At 67.7% G+C, this 16,692-nt stretch carries 15 protein-coding genes; 6 read left to right on the forward strand and 9 right to left on the reverse strand.

The genetic code is table 11. The features are described from left to right. Positions 1-42 precede the first annotated feature (42 nt). Positions 43-1,476: a class II 3-deoxy-7-phosphoheptulonate synthase gene (locus AC50YC_RS17260; protein ID WP_494954524.1), complete on the reverse strand. Its 1,434-nt coding sequence runs from the start codon at positions 1,474-1,476 to the stop codon at positions 43-45. Positions 1,477-1,555: 79 nt separating this feature from the next. Beyond that, on the reverse strand, positions 1,556-2,299 hold the full coding sequence (locus AC50YC_RS17265; RefSeq protein ID WP_494954525.1) for a lysophospholipid acyltransferase family protein: 744 nt from the start codon (positions 2,297-2,299) through the stop codon (positions 1,556-1,558). 111 nt (positions 2,300-2,410) lie between these two features. Here AC50YC_RS17265 and AC50YC_RS17270 point away from each other — a divergent pair, with 111 nt between their 5' ends. The 3 genes from AC50YC_RS17270 to AC50YC_RS17280 are packed head-to-tail and all read left to right on the forward strand — an operon-like array spanning position 2,411 to position 4,654. Then, on the forward strand, positions 2,411-3,235 hold the full coding sequence (locus AC50YC_RS17270; RefSeq protein WP_494954526.1) for an alpha/beta hydrolase: 825 nt from the start codon (positions 2,411-2,413) through the stop codon (positions 3,233-3,235). Further along, complete coding sequence (locus tag AC50YC_RS17275; protein WP_494954527.1) at positions 3,232-4,035, forward strand: alpha/beta hydrolase; 804 nt, start codon at positions 3,232-3,234, stop codon at positions 4,033-4,035. Before AC50YC_RS17270 ends, AC50YC_RS17275 begins: the two co-directional genes overlap by 4 nt. Beyond that, a complete protein-coding gene (locus AC50YC_RS17280; RefSeq protein ID WP_494954528.1) occupies positions 4,028-4,654 on the forward strand; it encodes a hypothetical protein in 627 nt (208 codons plus the stop codon). The genes AC50YC_RS17275 and AC50YC_RS17280 overlap by 8 nt, the downstream gene beginning before the upstream one ends. 60 nt (positions 4,655-4,714) lie before the next feature. Here the strand turns inward: AC50YC_RS17280 and AC50YC_RS17285 are convergent, their stop codons facing one another. After that, complete coding sequence (locus AC50YC_RS17285) at positions 4,715-5,806, reverse strand: ROK family glucokinase (protein WP_494954529.1); 1,092 nt, start codon at positions 5,804-5,806, stop codon at positions 4,715-4,717. Positions 5,807-5,987: 181 nt separating this feature from the next. On the opposite strand from AC50YC_RS17285, the gene AC50YC_RS17290 reads away from it, so the two are divergent. Next, on the forward strand, positions 5,988-7,808 hold the full coding sequence (locus AC50YC_RS17290; protein ID WP_494954530.1) for an AMP-dependent synthetase/ligase: 1,821 nt from the start codon (positions 5,988-5,990) through the stop codon (positions 7,806-7,808). 99 nt (positions 7,809-7,907) lie between these two features. Here AC50YC_RS17290 and AC50YC_RS17295 read toward each other — a convergent pair whose 3' ends face one another. Continuing rightward, the gene (locus tag AC50YC_RS17295; RefSeq protein WP_494954531.1) at positions 7,908-11,303 is read right to left on the reverse strand and encodes a pyruvate carboxylase; all 3,396 of its coding nucleotides are present in this window, start codon (positions 11,301-11,303) and stop codon (positions 7,908-7,910) included. Between the two features lie 323 nt (positions 11,304-11,626). Between AC50YC_RS17295 and AC50YC_RS17300 the strand changes: the two genes are divergently transcribed. Next, positions 11,627-12,475, forward strand: coding sequence for a ParA family protein (locus AC50YC_RS17300; protein WP_494954532.1), 849 nt, complete (start codon positions 11,627-11,629; stop codon positions 12,473-12,475). A gap of 80 nt (positions 12,476-12,555) precedes the next feature. Here AC50YC_RS17300 and AC50YC_RS17305 read toward each other — a convergent pair whose 3' ends face one another. The 5 genes from AC50YC_RS17305 to gcvH form a co-directional block, all read right to left on the reverse strand. Further along, the gene (locus AC50YC_RS17305; RefSeq protein WP_494954533.1) at positions 12,556-13,152 is read right to left on the reverse strand and encodes a MerR family transcriptional regulator; all 597 of its coding nucleotides are present in this window, start codon (positions 13,150-13,152) and stop codon (positions 12,556-12,558) included. Between the two features lie 263 nt (positions 13,153-13,415). Then, positions 13,416-13,919, reverse strand: coding sequence for a bifunctional nuclease family protein (locus tag AC50YC_RS17310; RefSeq protein ID WP_354173386.1), 504 nt, complete (start codon positions 13,917-13,919; stop codon positions 13,416-13,418). Beyond that, entirely contained in the window at positions 13,919-14,635 is a 717-nt protein-coding gene (ftsR, locus tag AC50YC_RS17315; RefSeq protein WP_494954534.1) for a transcriptional regulator FtsR, read from the reverse strand. The genes AC50YC_RS17310 and ftsR overlap by 1 nt, the downstream gene beginning before the upstream one ends. 23 nt (positions 14,636-14,658) lie before the next feature. Further along, complete coding sequence (locus tag AC50YC_RS17320; protein ID WP_494954535.1) at positions 14,659-15,135, reverse strand: FHA domain-containing protein; 477 nt, start codon at positions 15,133-15,135, stop codon at positions 14,659-14,661. Between the two features lie 151 nt (positions 15,136-15,286). Then, positions 15,287-15,673, reverse strand: a complete 387-nt coding sequence (gene gcvH / locus AC50YC_RS17325; protein ID WP_494954536.1) for a glycine cleavage system protein GcvH — start codon at positions 15,671-15,673, stop codon at positions 15,287-15,289. Between the two features lie 146 nt (positions 15,674-15,819). On the opposite strand from gcvH, the gene AC50YC_RS17330 reads away from it, so the two are divergent. Then, the gene (locus AC50YC_RS17330; RefSeq protein WP_494954537.1) at positions 15,820-16,689 is read left to right on the forward strand and encodes an Fpg/Nei family DNA glycosylase; all 870 of its coding nucleotides are present in this window, start codon (positions 15,820-15,822) and stop codon (positions 16,687-16,689) included. Positions 16,690-16,692: the final 3 nt, after the last annotated feature.

Consider the following 16,692-nt stretch of genomic DNA (forward strand, 5'->3'; position numbering starts at 1 on the left):
CGGAGCTTTTTGCTGGGCGGGCGGACCCGCTGGACGGGTGCCTTAACGCTTGGCCAGGGCCCCGGCCACCAGGAAAGCCATCTCGAGGGACTGCATGTGGTTCAGGCGGGGATCGCAGACTGATTCGTAGCGGTCCAGGAAGGACTCCTGGTCCACCGGATCGGCCCCGCCGAGGCACTCGGCCACGTCGTCGCCGGTCATTTCGACGTGCAGCCCGCCGGGGACCGTGCCGAGCGCGTGGTGGACCTCGAAGAAGCCGCGGACCTCATCAATGACGTCGTCGAAGTTGCGGGTCTTGTAGCCGTTCGGCGAGGTAACCGTGTTGCCGTGCATCGGATCGGTGACCCAGAGGACCTGGGCGCCGGACGCGGTGACCCGCTCCACGATCGGGGGCAGCTTCTCGCGGATGTTGCCGGCACCCATCCGGGTGATAAAGGTCAGGCGGCCGGGTTCGCGGTCCGGGTCCAGCTTGTCGATCAGGCGCAGGGCGTCGTCGCCGCTGGTGCCTGGCCCCAGCTTCACCCCGATCGGGTTGCGGACCCGCGAGAGGAAGTCGACGTGGGCGTGGTCCAGCTCGCGGGTGCGCTCACCGATCCAGAGGAAGTGCGCGGAGGTGTCGTACGGGAAACCGGTGCGGGAGTCGATGCGGGTCAGGGCACGCTCGTAGTCGAGCAGCAGGGCTTCGTGGCTGGCGTAGAACTCCACGCGCTTGAGGGCCTCGAAGTCAGCGCCGCAGGAAGACATGAACTTGATGGCACGGTCGATATCCCGGGCCAGCGACTCGTAGCGTGCGTGGGCGGGGTTCTCGGTGAAGCCCTTGTTCCACTGGTGCACCAGCCGGAGGTCAGCGAAGCCGCCCTGGGTGAACGCACGGATCAGGTTCAGGGTGGAGGCGGAGGTGTGGTAAGCCTTCAGCATCCGGCTGGCGTCGTGGGCACGGGACTCCGGCGTGAAGTCGTAGCCGTTGACGATGTCGCCGCGGTAGGCCGGCAGCGTGACGCCTTCCCGGGTCTCATCGTTGGAGGAGCGCGGCTTGGCGAACTGCCCGGCCATCCGCCCCATCTTGATGACCGGCATGGCGGCGCCGTAGGTAAGGACCACTGCCATCTGCAGGATGGTGCGGACGCGGGCGCTGATCTTGTCCGCCGTGGCGGCCTCGAAGGTTTCCGCGCAGTCGCCGCCCTGGAGCAGGAACGCTTTGCCCTGCGCCGCCGCGGCGAGGCGTTCGCGCAGGATGTCCACTTCGCCCGCGAAGACAAGCGGCGGGAGGACGGACAGTTCCTTGACGGAGGTTTCGAAGACGGCCTTGTCGGACCAGCTGGGCTGCTGGGAGGCCGGCAGTTCCCGCCAGTGGTCCAGGCCGGGATAGTTGGCGGCACCGCTCTGGGCGGTGCTGGTCAGGGCGGAGCCCGCCACGGGCGAGCCGCTCAGGGAACTGTTCAGGGGGAAGGCCGAAGGCGCAGATAGCTCAGTCACCCTCTAAGGATAGTTGCCTCCGTGGCGATCGTCGGACCCGGGCCGTCATTGACTGCCCGGGTCCCGTCACACGCTCCGGTCACGCAGTCCCAGGCGCTGCCGGTCCCGCGCCCGCGGCGCCGTCCTCCGGCACCTCGGTGGCTTTCCCGGCGAGCCGGAGCTTGACGACGGCGGCATACTCATCGACGTATTCCTGGCCGGAGAGCCGCATGAGTTCATACATGATCTCATCGGTCACGGACCGCTGGATCAGCCGGTCATCCTCCATGCCGTAGTAGCGGCTGAAGTCCAGGGGCTCGCCGAAGATCATCCCGATGCGCCGGATGTTGGGCATCCGCTTGCCGATGGGCTGGACCTTGTCCGTGCCGATCATCGCGACCGGGATCACCGGGACGCGGGCCTGCAGGGCCAGCCGCGCCACCCCCACCTTGCCGCGGTACAGCCGGGAGTCAGGGCTGCGGGTTCCCTCGGGGTAGATGCCCAGGAGCGAGCCGTTCTTCAGCACGTCCATGCCGGCATTCAGCGAGAGCGCGGACGCCGCACCGCCGGAGCGGTCCATCGGCAACTGGTTGGTCAGCCGGAAGAAGGTGGCCGTCAGCCTGCCTTTGATCCCCTTGCCGGTGAAGTACTCCGATTTGGCGAGGAAGACAACGGGACGGGGCACCATCAGCGGCATGAAGATGGAGTCGGAAAAGGAGAGATGGTTGGAGGCCAGAATGGCTGCGCCCTCGGCGGGGACGTTGTCCAGGCCCTTGACCCAGGGCCTGAAAAGCGTCTTCAGGACCGGTCCGAGAACAAACGTCTTCATGAACCAATAAAACACGTGGTGAACCTCTCCGGAAGGCGTCTGGCCGGCCCTCCATGGGACCCGGCCAGCACTTCAATGACACCCTACTCTAGTGAGTTTTGTCCGGAACAGTGACACGATGGGCTCATGACCGGAAGTAGCACGCCCCTGGCGCCCGCAGCGTTCAGATATCCCGGCCACGGCGCCAACGCGGGCATCGGCGTGGCCATCTGCCACGGCTTCACCGGCAGCCCCCTGAGCGTCCTTCCCTGGGCGGAACATCTGGCCCGGCAGGGATTCGCGGTCTCCGTCCCGCTGCTGCCGGGCCACGGCACGGACTGGCGCGACCTGGCCCGCCACGGCTGGCAGGACTGGTACCGGGCCTTTGAGGACGCCTATCTGGAACTCGCCGCCGGAACCCGGCACTGCTACGTGGCCGGGCTCTCCATGGGCGGGACCATCGCCCTGCGCACCGCGGCGCGCCACCACGTCACCGGGGTCGCCGTCGTCAACCCGGGACTGAGCTTCTACGACCGCCGGGTGCGCTACATCGGCCTGCTGAAGCACATCCAGCGCACCACCGTTCCGGTCCAGGAACCGAATCCGACGGCGTCCGCCACCGAGGACGGCGACTACTCGCTCACCCCGCTGGAGGCGGTCCACCAGCTCAGCAGGCTCTTCAGGTCGGCGCGGCGCGAACTGCCCGCCGTCGCCGCTCCGGCGCTCGTGTTCAAGTCCGCGACCGACATCGTGGTTCCGCCCTCCTCAATCGAGCTGCTGCGGCAGGGACTGGGATCGCGGGAGCTGGAGGTGGTCACTTTGCCGGCCAGCGGTCATGTTGCCACGCTCGACGTCGACGCCGCCCTGATCTTCGAGCAGTCCGTCCAATTCTTCCTGCGCCACGCGGCCGCCGCGCCGCCGACCGCGGGGTTAACTGACCAGCCCGCCACCAGCACCCCGGAGAACCCATGACCATCCCCCTGGACCACACACCGTTCGGCAGCCCGTTCACCGGAACCGGCACCCCCACCGGCGTTGTGGTGTCGCATGGTTTCACCGGCAGCCCGCACGGCGTCAGGGACTGGGCCAGGTCACTGGCCGACGCCGGCTTCGCGGTGCGGATGCCGCTGCTGCCCGGGCATGGCACCAGCTGGCAGGAATTGGCCCGGACACGCTGGCAGGACTGGCACGCGTCGCTCGACGCCGCCTACCTGGAGCTCGCCGAGGAATGTGAGCAGGTGGTGGTAGCCGGGCTGTCGATGGGCGGTGCGCTGGCGCTGCGGATTGCGGCCACGCGTCCGGTCGCGGGGGCGGTGCTGGTCAACCCCGGCCTTGTCATTGACGATCCCCGGGCACCGCTGGCGGGCATCCTGAAATTCGTGCTCAAGAGCACCCCGGCGATCGCCAACGACATCCTCAAGGCGGGCATCGACGAGGGGGCCTACCCCCGGACACCGGTCGCGGCGGCGCACGAACTGAACAGGATGTTTAAGGACACCGTCCGGCTGCTCCCCCGCATCACCGCCCCGGTCCGGGTCTACCGTTCCGCCGTGGACCATGTGGTCTCCGACTCCAGCATGGTGGCCCTGCGCCGGGGACTGACCCACGCCCCGCTGGAGGTGATCCGGCTGGAAAACAGCTACCACGTGGCTACGATGGACAACGACGCACCCGAGATCTTCCGCGGCACGGCCGAATTCATCCGGTCGCTGGGTGCGGGAGGCGGCCCGGACGCCGCCCACGCTAGCCAAAAGGACACGGCAAATGACTAGACCGGACCCCAATTCTCCGGATTCCAGCGCCAACCAGGACGACGCCGTCTGGCGGGACCTGGTCGCGAGGCTGGAAGGCAGGGACACCGATGCCGGCCCCGGGACGCCGGACGGCCGGGAAGTCACCGACGATGCGGAGAGCCCGGAGGCACCCGTCACCAGCGCCGCCGCCGGTGCGGACGCCGGGGGCTCAGTGGCGCCGCGGCCCTTCAGCGACTTCGACCCGCTGGGCCTTTCCGTCGGGGCGCCGGTTGAGTTGTCCGCCGAGGAGCGGCAGGCGCAAAGCCGGGCCGGCGGGGGCACCTCTGCCGGCGCCGATAGTGCTGAGGCCGCCCCGGGGCCGCGGGACTATGAGGGCGCGGAGGACGACCCGCTGGGACCGGGCGACTTTGTGCCGGAGGAGCCGCCGAGCCTCGCCGGCACCGATCCGCTGACCGTCTTGGCCTGGCTGGGCGCCGTGGGTGGCCCCGTGGCGCTCCTGATCTCCGCAATGTTCTGGCGCTCCGCCCCGCTGATGGCCATCATCGGAATGGTGGCCGCCTTCGCGGCGTCGGTGGTTTTCCTGATCATGAAGCTGCCCGGCGAAAAGGATGAACACGACGACGGCGCACGCATCTGACAGGCCCGGCCGGGCGTCCTGCGACCGCACCGGTGCCGGTGCCGGCCGGTCCGTGTCCGGCTAGCTGTGCATGCGGCTGCTGACCCGGGACAGGTCCGCCGCACCGATGAGGCCCGCGTTCGGGCCCAGGGCCGCCAGCTCGATTTCCGCCGCCGGCCGGAAGCCGCGGCCGGTGAGGTTCCGGGCGAAGGCCTTCCGGGCCGGGCCCACCAGCAGCTCGCCGGCGTCGCAGAGCCCTCCGCCAATGACGAACTTGCCCGGATCCAGCGCGGCGGCGAGGTTGGCCAGGCCCAGTCCGAGCCACTCCCCGACATCCTCCAGCAGCTCCCGGGAGGTCGCGTCTCCGGCCTTGGCCAGTTCGGTGACAATCACTCCGGTGATGCGCTCCACGTGGCCGTCCACCGCTTTGAGCAGTTCCTGGGCCACCGGGGAGTTGGCGGCGGCCAGTTCCCGCGCCTCCCGGCCCAGCGCGTTGCCGGAAGCGTACTGCTCCCAGCAGCCCCGGTTGCCGCACTCGCACCGGTGGCCGCCGGGCATGATGATTTGATGGCCGAACTCCCCGGCCACGCCGAAGCGCCCGCGTTCCAGCCGGCCGTCCATCACCATGGCACCGCCGATCCCGGTGCCGAGGGTGATGCAGACCAGGCGGTTTTGTCCCTGCCCGGCGCCGAAGCGCCACTCCGCCCAGCCGGCCGCATCGGCGTCGTTGGTAAGCAGCACGGGCCGGCGGAGCAGCCGCTGCAGGTTGTCCCGGAGGGGCTCGTTGCGCCACGCAAGGTGGGGGCTGAACAGCACGGTCCCGCCGTCGAGGTCCATCCAGCCGGCCGCGCCAATCCCGACCGACCAGATCCGGTGGCCTTCGCCCAGCTCCTCGACCAGCTCAACAATGACCTGTTCCACCGCGCGGGGATCGTTGCCGGGAGTGGACCGCTTGGCCTGGGAGAGGATCCTGCCCTCCGCGTCGACCACACCGGCCGCCACCTTGGTGCCGCCAATATCCACGCCGATCGCAAGGCCTTTGCGGCCCAGCCGCAGGTGCTCACGGAAACTATGGCCGGCCGGTCCGGCCGCTGCGCCCGCCAGCGTCCTGCGCCGCCAGGCGGCCGTCCTGCGGTACGGGCCGGGCTGCTGTCCGGATGAAGGTGTGTGCATGGTTCCTTATCCTATTCGCCGGAGCGGCCGGTGACAGGCCGAAGCACCGCCCCGGACGGGCCCGAGAGTTACCAAACCGAAAGGTTACTCACCAGTAGGTGTGGTGGAACACACATGCTTCCGACCGCATACTAGTGTTAGTCGTACCCCTCGCGGGTCCATGGATATCAAAGGAGCTAACGTGCGAGAAATCAGTGTCCCGCCCCTGGTCAACGTCCCCCCGGAAACGAACGTCACCGATCTGGTCCTGCGCCAGGCCGCGAAGGCTTCCAACCCGGCCCTGTTCTCCCGCCTTGACGCGGCCGGACAATGGCAGGACATCCGGGCCACAGATTTCCTGGCCGATGTTTCCCTGCTCGCCAAAGGCCTGATGGCCAGCGGCGTGGGCGCCGGTGACAGGGTAGGCATCATGTCCCGCACGCGGTACGAGTGGGCCCTCATCGACTTCGCCATCTGGTTCGCCGGCGCCGTCTCCGTGCCGATCTACGAGACCTCCTCCCCCTCCCAGGTCGCCTGGAACCTGGGCGATTCCGGCGCCGTCGCCGCCTTCGGCGAGTCCGCCCACCATGAGAGCGTCATCCGGCAGGCCGCCACCTCAGAGGGCCTGACCGCCCTGGCCCACGTCTGGCAGCTCGAAGGAGCCGGCCTTGACGAGGTCCGCGCCGCCGGTGCGACGGTCAGTAACGAGGAGCTGGAGGCGCGGCGCAGCCTGGCCTCGCTCGAGGACCTCGCCACCATCATCTACACCTCGGGCACCACAGGACGGCCCAAGGGCTGCGAACTGACCCACGGCAACTTCGTGGAACTCTCCGAGAACGCGCTGGCGACCTCGCTGAACAAGATCGTCCACGAGCAGGCCCGGACCATCATGTTCCTGCCCCTGGCCCACGTATTCGCACGCTTCATCTCGGTGCTTGCGGTCGCCGCCGGCGTCACCGTGGCCCACACCCCGGACATCAAGAACCTCCTGCCGGACCTGCAGAGCTACAAGCCGACCTTCATCCTCGCGGTCCCGCGGGTCTTCGAAAAGGTCTACAACTCGGCGCTGACCAAGGCAGAGGACGGTGGCAAGGGCGCCATCTTCCACCGCGCCGCGGACACTGCCATCGAGTTCTCCCGTGCCCGCCAGGCCGGCAAGATCGGCCTGGGCCTCAAGCTCAAGCACACCCTCTTCGACAAGCTCGTCTACAGCAAGCTCCGCGCGGCCATGGGCGGCGAGGTGGCCCACGCCGTCTCCGGCGGCGGCCCGCTGGGCGAGCGGCTGGGGCACTTCTTCCAGGGCATCGGCATGCAGATCCTGGAGGGCTACGGGCTGACCGAGACCACGGCCCCCGTCACCGTGAACACGCCGGACCTGATCAAGATCGGCTCCGTCGGCGCCCCGATTCCCGGCAACGCCGTGAAGATCGCCGACGACGGCGAGATCCTCGCCAGGGGCGTCTGCGTCATGCGCGGGTACTACAAGCGCGAAGACCTCTCCGGCGACTCCTTTGTCGATGGCTGGTTCCGGACCGGCGACATCGGACGGCTCGATGAGCAGGGCTTCCTGACCATCACCGGGCGCAAGAAGGAAATCATCGTCACGGCCAGCGGCAAGAACGTCGTGCCGGCCCTCCTGGAGGACCAGATCCGTGCCGACGCCTTGGTCTCCCAGGTGCTGGTGGTAGGCGACAACCGCCCCTTCATCGGCGCGCTGGTCACCCTCGACGAGGAGGCCCTGCCCGGCTGGCTGCACCGCCACGGGCTGCCCGCCTCGACGACCCTTGCCGAGGCCACCGACAACCCGGTAGTCAAGGCCGCGGTGCAGGAACTCATCAACGGCGCCAACCAGTCGGTGTCCCAGGCCGAGGCCATCAAGTCCTTCCGGATCGTCCCGGCGGACTTCACGGAGGCCTCCGGGCACCTCACGCCGTCGATGAAGGTCAAGCGCGCCCAGGTGATGAAGGACTTCGAGAACGTCATCGAGGACATGTACGGCACCCCGCGTCCCACCCAGGTGTAGGCAGCAACACCACCAACGAAGGAGGGTCCTTCCAGCCTCTCGGCCGGAAGGACCCTCTTTTGTTGTCGCGCGGCGGCGGTGCGCCGGAGTCCGTGGCGGCTATTCGACGACCAGGAGCAGGTCTCCGCCCTGGACCTGTTCGATCGCGCCGACGGCGAGGCGTGAGACCGTGCCGGCGACCGGCGTCGTAATGGACGCTTCCATCTTCATGGCCTCGATGGTGGCGACGGTGTCGCCGGCCTTGACCGCTTCACCGGCCTTGACGGTCAGGGTGACGGCGCCGGCGAACGGGGCTGCCACCTGGCCGGGCTGGGAGGTGTCGGCGCGTTCGGCGGCCTTGACGTTGCTGACCACGGAACGGTCACGGACCACGACCGGGCGGGACTGTCCGTTGAGCGTGCACATCACGGTGCGCATGCCCTTCTCGTCCGGTTCCGAGACCGCTTCGAGCGAGGCGATGAGGCGGACTCCCTTCTCCAGCTCGATCTCGTGCTCGGCGCCGCGCTGCAGCCCGAAGAGGTAGTCGCGGGTGTCCAGCACCGAGAGGTTGCCGTAGGACTCCACACTCTTCTGGTAGTCCTTGGTGGGACCGGCGAAGAGCAGCCGGTTGAGGGTCTGCCGCACGGTCCTGGAATCGGATGCCAGGGCAGCGCTGTCCTCGGCGCTGAGCTCGACGTCGCGGACCTTGACGGTGCGGCCCTGCAGCGCCTTGGTGCGGAACGGCTCCGGCCAGCCTCCGGGAGGATCGCCCAGTTCACCGGAGAGGAAGCCGATCACGGAATCCGGGATGTCGTATTTCTGCGGGTTCTCGTTGAAGTCCGCCGGGTCGGCGTTGAGTCCCACGAGGTGCAGGGCCAGGTCTCCGACCACCTTGGAGGACGGCGTGACCTTCACGAGTCGGCCGAGGATCCGGTCGGCCGCGGTGTACATGTCCTCGATGGCCTCGAACCGCTCCCCGAGGCCCAGCGCGATCGCCTGCTGGCGCAGGTTGGAGAGCTGGCCGCCGGGGATTTCGTGCTGGTAGACCCGCCCGGTGGGGCCGGGAAGACCGGATTCGAACGGTGCGTAGACGCGGCGGACGGCCTCCCAATATGGTTCCAGGGCGCACACGTTCGCCAGGCTCAGCCCGGTGTCGCGGGGCGTGTGGGCCAGGGCTGCCACCAGCGCGGAGGCTGAGGGTTGGCTGGTGGTGCCGGCGAGCGAGGCGGAGGCCACGTCCACGGCGTCCACTCCGGCGTCGACCGCTGCCAGCAGCGTGGCCAGCTGGCCGCCGGCGGTGTCGTGCGTGTGCAGGTGGACCGGGAGGTCGAAGCGTTCGCGCAGGGCCGTCACGAGGCGCGCAGCGGCGGCGGGGCGCAGGAGCCCCGCCATGTCCTTGATCGCCAGGATGTGCGCGCCGGCGTCGACGATCTTCTGGGCCAGCTCCAGGTAGTAGTCCAGGGTGTAGAGCGTCTCATCCGGATCCAGCATGTCGGCGGTGTAGCACAGGGCGACCTCCGCGACGGCCGTGCCGGTCTCGCGGACGGCGCGGATGGCCGGGGCCATCTGGTTGACGTCGTTGAGCGCATCAAAGATGCGGAAGATATCGATGCCGGTGGCGGCGGCCTCGTTGACGAAGGCCACCGTGACCTCTTCCGGGTACGGCGTGTAGCCGACCGTGTTGCGGCCGCGAAGCAGCATCTGCAGGCAGACGTTCGGCAGCGCCTTGCGCAGGGCCGCGAGCCGGTCCCAGGGATCCTCGCCGAGGAAGCGCAGGGCGACGTCATAGGTGGCGCCGCCCCAGGCCTCGACGGAAAGCAGCTCCGGGAGGAGCTTGGACACGGCCGGGCCGGCCGCCACGAGGTCACGGGTGCGGACCCGCGTGGCGAGCAGGGACTGGTGGGCGTCGCGGAACGTGGTGTCCGTGACGGCGACGGCAGTCTGGGCGCGCAGGGCCTTCGCGAAGCCTTCCGGGCCCAGCTCCAGCAGGCGCTGGCGCGAGCCCTGCCGGGCAGCGGCGTCGTCCAGGGCCGGGAGCTTCGCGGCGGGATCGCTGTGGACCGTGAGCTCGCCGTTGGGCTTGTTCACGGTGACTTCGGCGAGCCAGGTCAGCAGCTTGGTGCCACGGTCCGCGGAGACCCGGGCCTTGAGCAGTTCGGGGCGTTCGTCGATGAAGGAGGTGGCCACGTTGCCGGCGATGAAGTCGGCGTCGTCCAGGACGGCCTGCAGGAACGAGATGTTGGTGGAGACACCGCGGATGCGGAACTCGGCGAGGGCACGGCGGGCCCGGGCCACGGCGGCCGGGTATTCGCGGCCTCGGCAGGTCAGCTTGACCAGCATCGAGTCGAAGTGCGGGCTGATCTCGGCGCCCGAGTAGACGGTGCCGCCGTCGAGCCGGACGCCGGCGCCGCCGGCCGAACGGTAGCCGGTGATCTTGCCGACGTCGGGCCGGAAGCCGTTGGCCGGGTCCTCCGTGGTGATGCGGCACTGCAGGGCCGCCCCCTTGAGCTGGACCGTCTCCTGGGAGAGGCCCAGGTCCGCGAGGGTCTCGCCCGCGGCGATGCGCAGCTGCGCCTGGACGAGGTCGACGTCGGTGACTTCCTCGGTGACGGTGTGCTCGACCTGGATCCGCGGGTTCATTTCGATGAAGACGTGCTGGCCTGCCCGCTCCCCCACGGTGTCGACGAGGAATTCCACGGTGCCGGCGTTGACGTAGTTCAGCGCCTTGGCGAACTTTACGGCGTCGCGGTAGAGCGCCTGCCGGATGCCTTCGTCGAGGTTCGGCGCCGGGGCGATCTCGATGACCTTCTGGTGGCGGCGCTGGATGGAGCAGTCGCGCTCGAAGAGGTGCATAACGTTGCCCTCCGCATCGGCCAGGATCTGGACCTCGATGTGGCGAGGGCGCAGCACAGCCTGCTCCAGGAACATGGTCGGGTCGCCGAACGCCGCGTCGGCTTCGCGCATGGCGGCCTGCAGCGCTTCGGGGAGGGCGTCGCGGGTGTCGACGCGGCGCATGCCGCGTCCGCCGCCGCCGGCGACGGCCTTGGCGAAGATGGGGAAGCCGATCTCGTCGGCGGCCGCGATGAGCTCGTCCATGTCCTTGGAGGGCTGGCTGGACTTCAGGACCGGGACGCCGGCTTTGCGGGCCGCCTCGAGGGCGGCGACCTTGTTGCCGGCAAGTTCCAGCACCTCGGCGGGCGGCCCCACAAAGGTGATGCCGGCCGCGGCCGCGGCCCGCGCCAGCCGCGGGTTTTCGGAGAGGAAGCCGTAGCCAGGGTAGATGGCGTCAGCCCCGGATTCCTTGGCCACGCGCACCACTTCGTCGACGTCGAGGTAGGCCCGGACGGGGTGGCCCTCTTCACCGATCAGATACGCCTCGTCGGCCTTCTGCCGGTGGATGGAGTTGCGGTCCTCGTTCGGGAAGACGGCTACAGTCTTGGCACCGAGTTCGTAGCCGGCGCGGAAGGCACGGATCGCGATTTCGCCGCGATTGGCCACCAGAATCTTCGAAAACATACTTCTCCTGCATCATCGCGGGTGTATCGGTAATTGGTCACAGTGTCTAAGACCTGCACGGACAAACACAAATTATTGTGTCGACCGTCACAGCGACGCGCGTCACGTATACCGGATTAGGCAAGTACATCGGGCATGGGCGGGTGTGGACCCCGGTTGAAGCTTATCCATGATCTGCCGCCCCGGCACCAGATGAGGCAGGTTAAGGCGGGGCGGCAACATATGATGAGGAGGTGGGTGGCGCATGCTCGCCCCGGCTCCGGAGAACGCAGGAGCCGGCAGGACCCCGTCCCGGCAACCGGCGTTAGGTATTGGTTTTTCAAGTGCAAGTAGTCAGCATCAGCAGCCTCAAAGGCGGTGTCGGCAAGACATCGGTGACCACCGGATTGGCGTCCGCGGCATTGGCCGCCGGCATCCCCACCCTCGTCGTCGACCTTGATCCGCACGCGGATGCGAGCACGGCCCTCGGCGTCCGGCCGGGAGACCAGCAGGACATTGGCCGGATGCTCAAGGCTCCCCGGCGGGCCCGCCTGGCCGAAAACGTGGTCCCCAGCGGCTGGGTGGAACGAGCCGCCAACGGCGGGGCTCCCGCAGGTTCCGCGCCCGCCATTCTGGATGTGGCCGTCGGCTCCGCCTACACCGGCATTTACGACCGCCCCGACCTGGGCCGCCGCGACCTGCGCCGGCTCTCCGCAGTGCTGGCCGGCGCGGAGAAGTACGAGCTGGTCCTCGTGGATTGCCCGCCCTCCCTGAACGGGCTTACCAGAATGGCCTGGACCGCCAGCGGCAAGGTCGCCCTCGTCGCCGAACCCGGACTCTTCTCGGTAGCGGGCACGGAACGCACCATGCGGGCCATCCAGCTGTTCCGGCAGGAATTCGCCCCGAACCTCACCCCGGCGGGGATTGTCGCGAACCGGGTGCGCACCGGATCCGCCGAGCACACCTTCCGGCTCGCGGAAATGGAGTCCATGTTTGGTGGGCTGCTGCTGTCGCCGCACATCCCGGAGCAGGCCAACTGGCAGCAAATCCAGGGCGCCGCGCACTCCATCCACCACTGGCCCGGGGATTCGGCAAAGAACGCTGCCGCCCTCTTCGACGCCCTGCTGGCCAACCTAATGGGGACGGACGGCCGGCCATCCGCCGCCCGGGTCCGGGCCCGCGTCCACCGCTAGGCAAATTTCCGCTCACGGCAAGGGCCGCCATCCTGTGCAGATGGCGGCCCTTGCCGTTGAAGGAATCGAGAGGCTGGAGCCTAGCCGATCTTGCGGGTGGCCCGGCGCTTGCTGAGTTCGTCGTCGGGGAACGACTGGACGCTGGCGTGTTCGCTGGGCAGGGCTGCGAGGCTGCCCTCAACCTCGCGCCAGACACGGCCGACGGCGATGCCGAAGACACCCTGTCCGCCCTGGACGAGATCGATGACTTCGTCCGCCGAGGTGCACTCGTACACGCTGGCGCCGTCGCTCATCAGGGTGATCTGGGCAAGATCCTCGACGCCGCGCTCCCGGAGGTGCTCGACGGCGGACCGGATCTGCTGCAGGGAAACGCCGGTATCCAGGAGTCGCTTGACGACCTTGAGGACCAGGATGTCGCGGAAACCGTAGAGACGCTGGGAACCGGAACCTGCGGCTCCCCGGACGGCGGGCTCCACCAGCCCGGTGCGAGCCCAGTAGTCCAGCTGGCGGTAGGTGATGCCCGCCGCCTTGCAGGCCGTCGGGCCGCGGTAACCCGCGTCCTCGTCCAGAACAGGGAGATCCTCGGTGAACAGCAGGCCCTGGGCACCGCTAGCCGGCACGGCCACACCGGCCGTCGAGGCCTGGTTGAGCTCGCCTGCTTCGCCTTTCGGACTCACGTGGATCCTCCTTGTCATGGCTCCCCTGCGAAAAGATGCAGTAACAACCGGTTATCCCTAGCGAAAATAAACCACGGGTGGATAAAATTCATCCGTGTAATTCCGCCGGGGCTGCACCTTCCAGTGTGACCTGAGCGGCTGTTGCGTGCAATGGGAACTTGTACTTCTGACGTTAGGCCTGCCGGGGCCCAAGGTCAAAGACGTTCGGGGTATTGCCGGGGCGTGTCGAAACTTTCATCCTCGACTTTAACCTTAATGTGATGTCAGCCCGCGAAATCTTCAGGTTCCACGTCGTCAAGGAACTCGCGGAAACGGCGCAGCTCCCCTTCTTCGTCGACGGCCGGACCCGGGTGGGTGTCTTCGCCCTCGTCGTGTTCGGTGATCCGTACCCCGGCCTCGTCCATCACGGCGTCGGCGCACCAGATCCGGCACTTGGCGCGGAGGGCCAGCGCGAGGGCGTCGGAGGCCCGGGAACTGACTGTGGTCCCGTTCTCGAACTGGAGCTGCCCGTAGAAGATGTTGTCCTCCACAGCCACGATGTTGACGCTGACGATCGTGTGGCCGAGGGATTCGACGACGTCGATCAGCAGGTCGTGGGTCATGGGACGCGGCGGCACCACCCCCTGCTGGGCCAGGGCGATGGCACTGGCCTCGGGGGTGCCGATCCAGATCGGCACGTGCCGCTCCCCGTGCATCTCCTTGAGCAGGACGAGCGGCTGGTTCGACGGAAGCTCTATCCGCACGCCTACAATTTCCACCTCAATCATCAGATGTCCATCCTCGAGATGCGGTCCTGGACCAGTGCCCGGTGCAGTGTCAGGCACAGCTCGCTGATCTCCCGGGCGGCTTCGGCGGCACGGGCCTGGGACGCGGCATCCTTGCGGGAGGTCAGTGTGGCCACCGCACGTTCCACCAGCCCGAACTCGCGTTCGGCGGCGGCCTGGAACGGCCGCAGGTGCCGTGGTTCCAGGCCGTGGCTCTCCAGCTGGACGCAGGCACGTGCCACCTGGAGGGCGTGCTCATCGAATTTGCCGTTAACGTGGCCGATCAGGCCGTAGCTCAGCAGCGATTCCAGCAGCGGCACACTGGCGCCAGACTCGGTCCGGAGCTGTTCCTCGCTGAGCCGGCGGACCCGGTTCTGGAGTTCGGAGGCCAATTCCTCGGAGACAATCCGCGGCGAGACGGTAACGCCGGGCGGCAGGTTGTCCGGACGTTCGCCGCGGTCGATCGCGTCGAGGTAGTCCTTGATGACCTTCAGCGGCAGGTACTGGTCCCGCTGCAGGGCGAGCACAAATCGCAGCCGCTCGACGTCGCTCTCGGCGTACTGCCGGTACCCGGCAGGGGTCCGCTGGGGGTTGATCAGTCCTTTTTCCTCAAGGAACCGGATTTTCGACGCGGTCATGCTGGGGAAGTCGTCGCTCAGCTGAGCCAGGACTTCCCCGATGTTCAGAACCTGGGGTCCGCGCCGTTCCGCTTGTGCCATGGCCACAGGCAGCTACCCCGGAATCAGACGTTGCCTGCTGCGCGGGCAGGGCTCAGGTAGAAGGTGAGGCGGAACTTCCCGATCTGCACTTCGTTGCCGGACTTCAGCTCGACGCTGTCGACGCGGTCGTGGTTCACGTACGTGCCGTTGAGGCTTCCGGTGTCCACCACTTCGAAGCTGCGCGCCGTGCGGCGGAACTCGACGTGCCGGCGCGAGACCGTGACGTCGTCAAGGAAAATGTCGGCATCCGGGTGCCGGCCCGCCGTCGTGGTGTCCGAATCCAGCAGGAAGCGGGCGCCCATGTTCGGCCCGCTGTGCGCGACCAGCAGGGCCGAGCCGTACGGCAGCGCCTCCACGGCGGACCGCTCCTCAGCCGAGAGCTTCGGGGTGATGGTGGGTTCATCGCGGACCGGCGTGAGGTTGATCGACGTGGTCTCCGAAGACTTCACTCCACCCGTGCCAAAACCGTCACCGGTGTTGTTGCGTTCGTGCCCAAACATTGATTCCTCCATTCGCTGCAGGTGTCCCCCCTGCAAACAACGAGCCGTCCGGAAGTGCCTGGCAAATCCGGGATTCAACCCTTCGGCGGGACGTTGTTCGGCTGGTTTCCCAACGTTTGTCGCAACGACCCGGCCCGAATGGGCTTTAGCTTTAGCCTACCTGTTGTTCGTACTCCGACGCACTGAGGAGCGACTCGATCGCGTCGGCCTCCGCAAGCTTGATTTCCATCAGCCAGCCCTCGCCGTAGGGATCCGAATTGATCAGGGCGGAATCCGTGTCCAGGGCGTCGTTACGGGACACCACTTCCCCGGACACCGGGGCGTAGATGTCGCTGACGCTCTTGGTGGACTCGACCTCGCCGACCACGTCGTTTGCCTTGATGGTCGTGCCGACCTCCGGCATCTGGGCATAGACGACGTCCCCAAGGGCGTCCTGGGCAAAATCAGTGATGCCCACGCGCACGACACCGTCCGCGTTCGGCGCGGAAACCCACTCGTGTTCTGCGGTGTAGGACAGCTCTTCGGGAATGATGCTCATGACGGGCCTTTCATCGGGTCAATCACCAATATCGACGGCGGCCAGGTGAACTGCCCGCCGCTGAAAGTATAGGCATATCCGGTCGGGCCCGGGGAGGACTCTGACATGATGGGGCGATGACGGAAATCCCCGGTAACGGCTAGGCAATGCCCGAGCTTCCGGAAGTGGCTGCCCTGACGGACTTCCTGGCCGCGCATCTGCTAGGCGCTGCTGTCACGAAGATCCAGATCGTGTCCTTCGCCGTGCTCAAGACGGCGGATCCGCCCATCTCCGAACTGGAGGGCAGGACTGTGACCGGGGTGCGCCGCTTCGGCAAGTTCATCAGCCTGGAGGCCGACGGGCTGCATTTTGTCTTCCACCTTGCCCGGGCCGGCTGGGTCCGCTTCACCGACGCCCCGACGGGTACCTCCTTGAAGATGGGAAAGGGGCACCTTGCGGCGAGGCTGTCGTTTTCCAGTGACTCCGGCCCGGTGGATCTCGATCTCACCGAGGCCGGGACGAAGAAGAGCCTGGCGGTGTACCTGGTCCGGGACCCCACCGACGTTCCAGGAATTGCCGCGCTGGGACCGGATCCGTTCAATGCAGGGTTCGACGTCGATGCCCTGGCCGGCATCCTTGGCTCCAGTTCGCAGCAAATCAAGGGTGTGCTGCGCAGCCAGAGCGTAATTGCCGGGATCGGAAACGCCTACAGCGACGAGATCCTGCACGCGGCCCGGACCTCACCCTTCGCCATTGCCAGGTCCCTGGACCGGGAGGCGGTCCAGCGGCTCTACGACGCCATCCACAGCATTCTCGGGACAGCGCTGCGGGAGGCCGGCGGCAAACCGCCCAGCGAACTCAAGGACACAAAGCGGAGCCACATGAGGGTCCATGGGCGGGCCGGCGAAGCGTGCCCGGTGTGCGGCGACACGATCCGCGAGGTGTCCTTTGCAGACACGGCCCTGCAGTACTGTCCCGGCTGCCAGACGCAGGGAAAGATCCTGGCCGACCGCCGGACGTCGCGCTTCCTGAAGTAGGCC

The sequence above is a fragment of the Pseudarthrobacter sp. MDT1-56 genome (assembly GCF_059383555.1).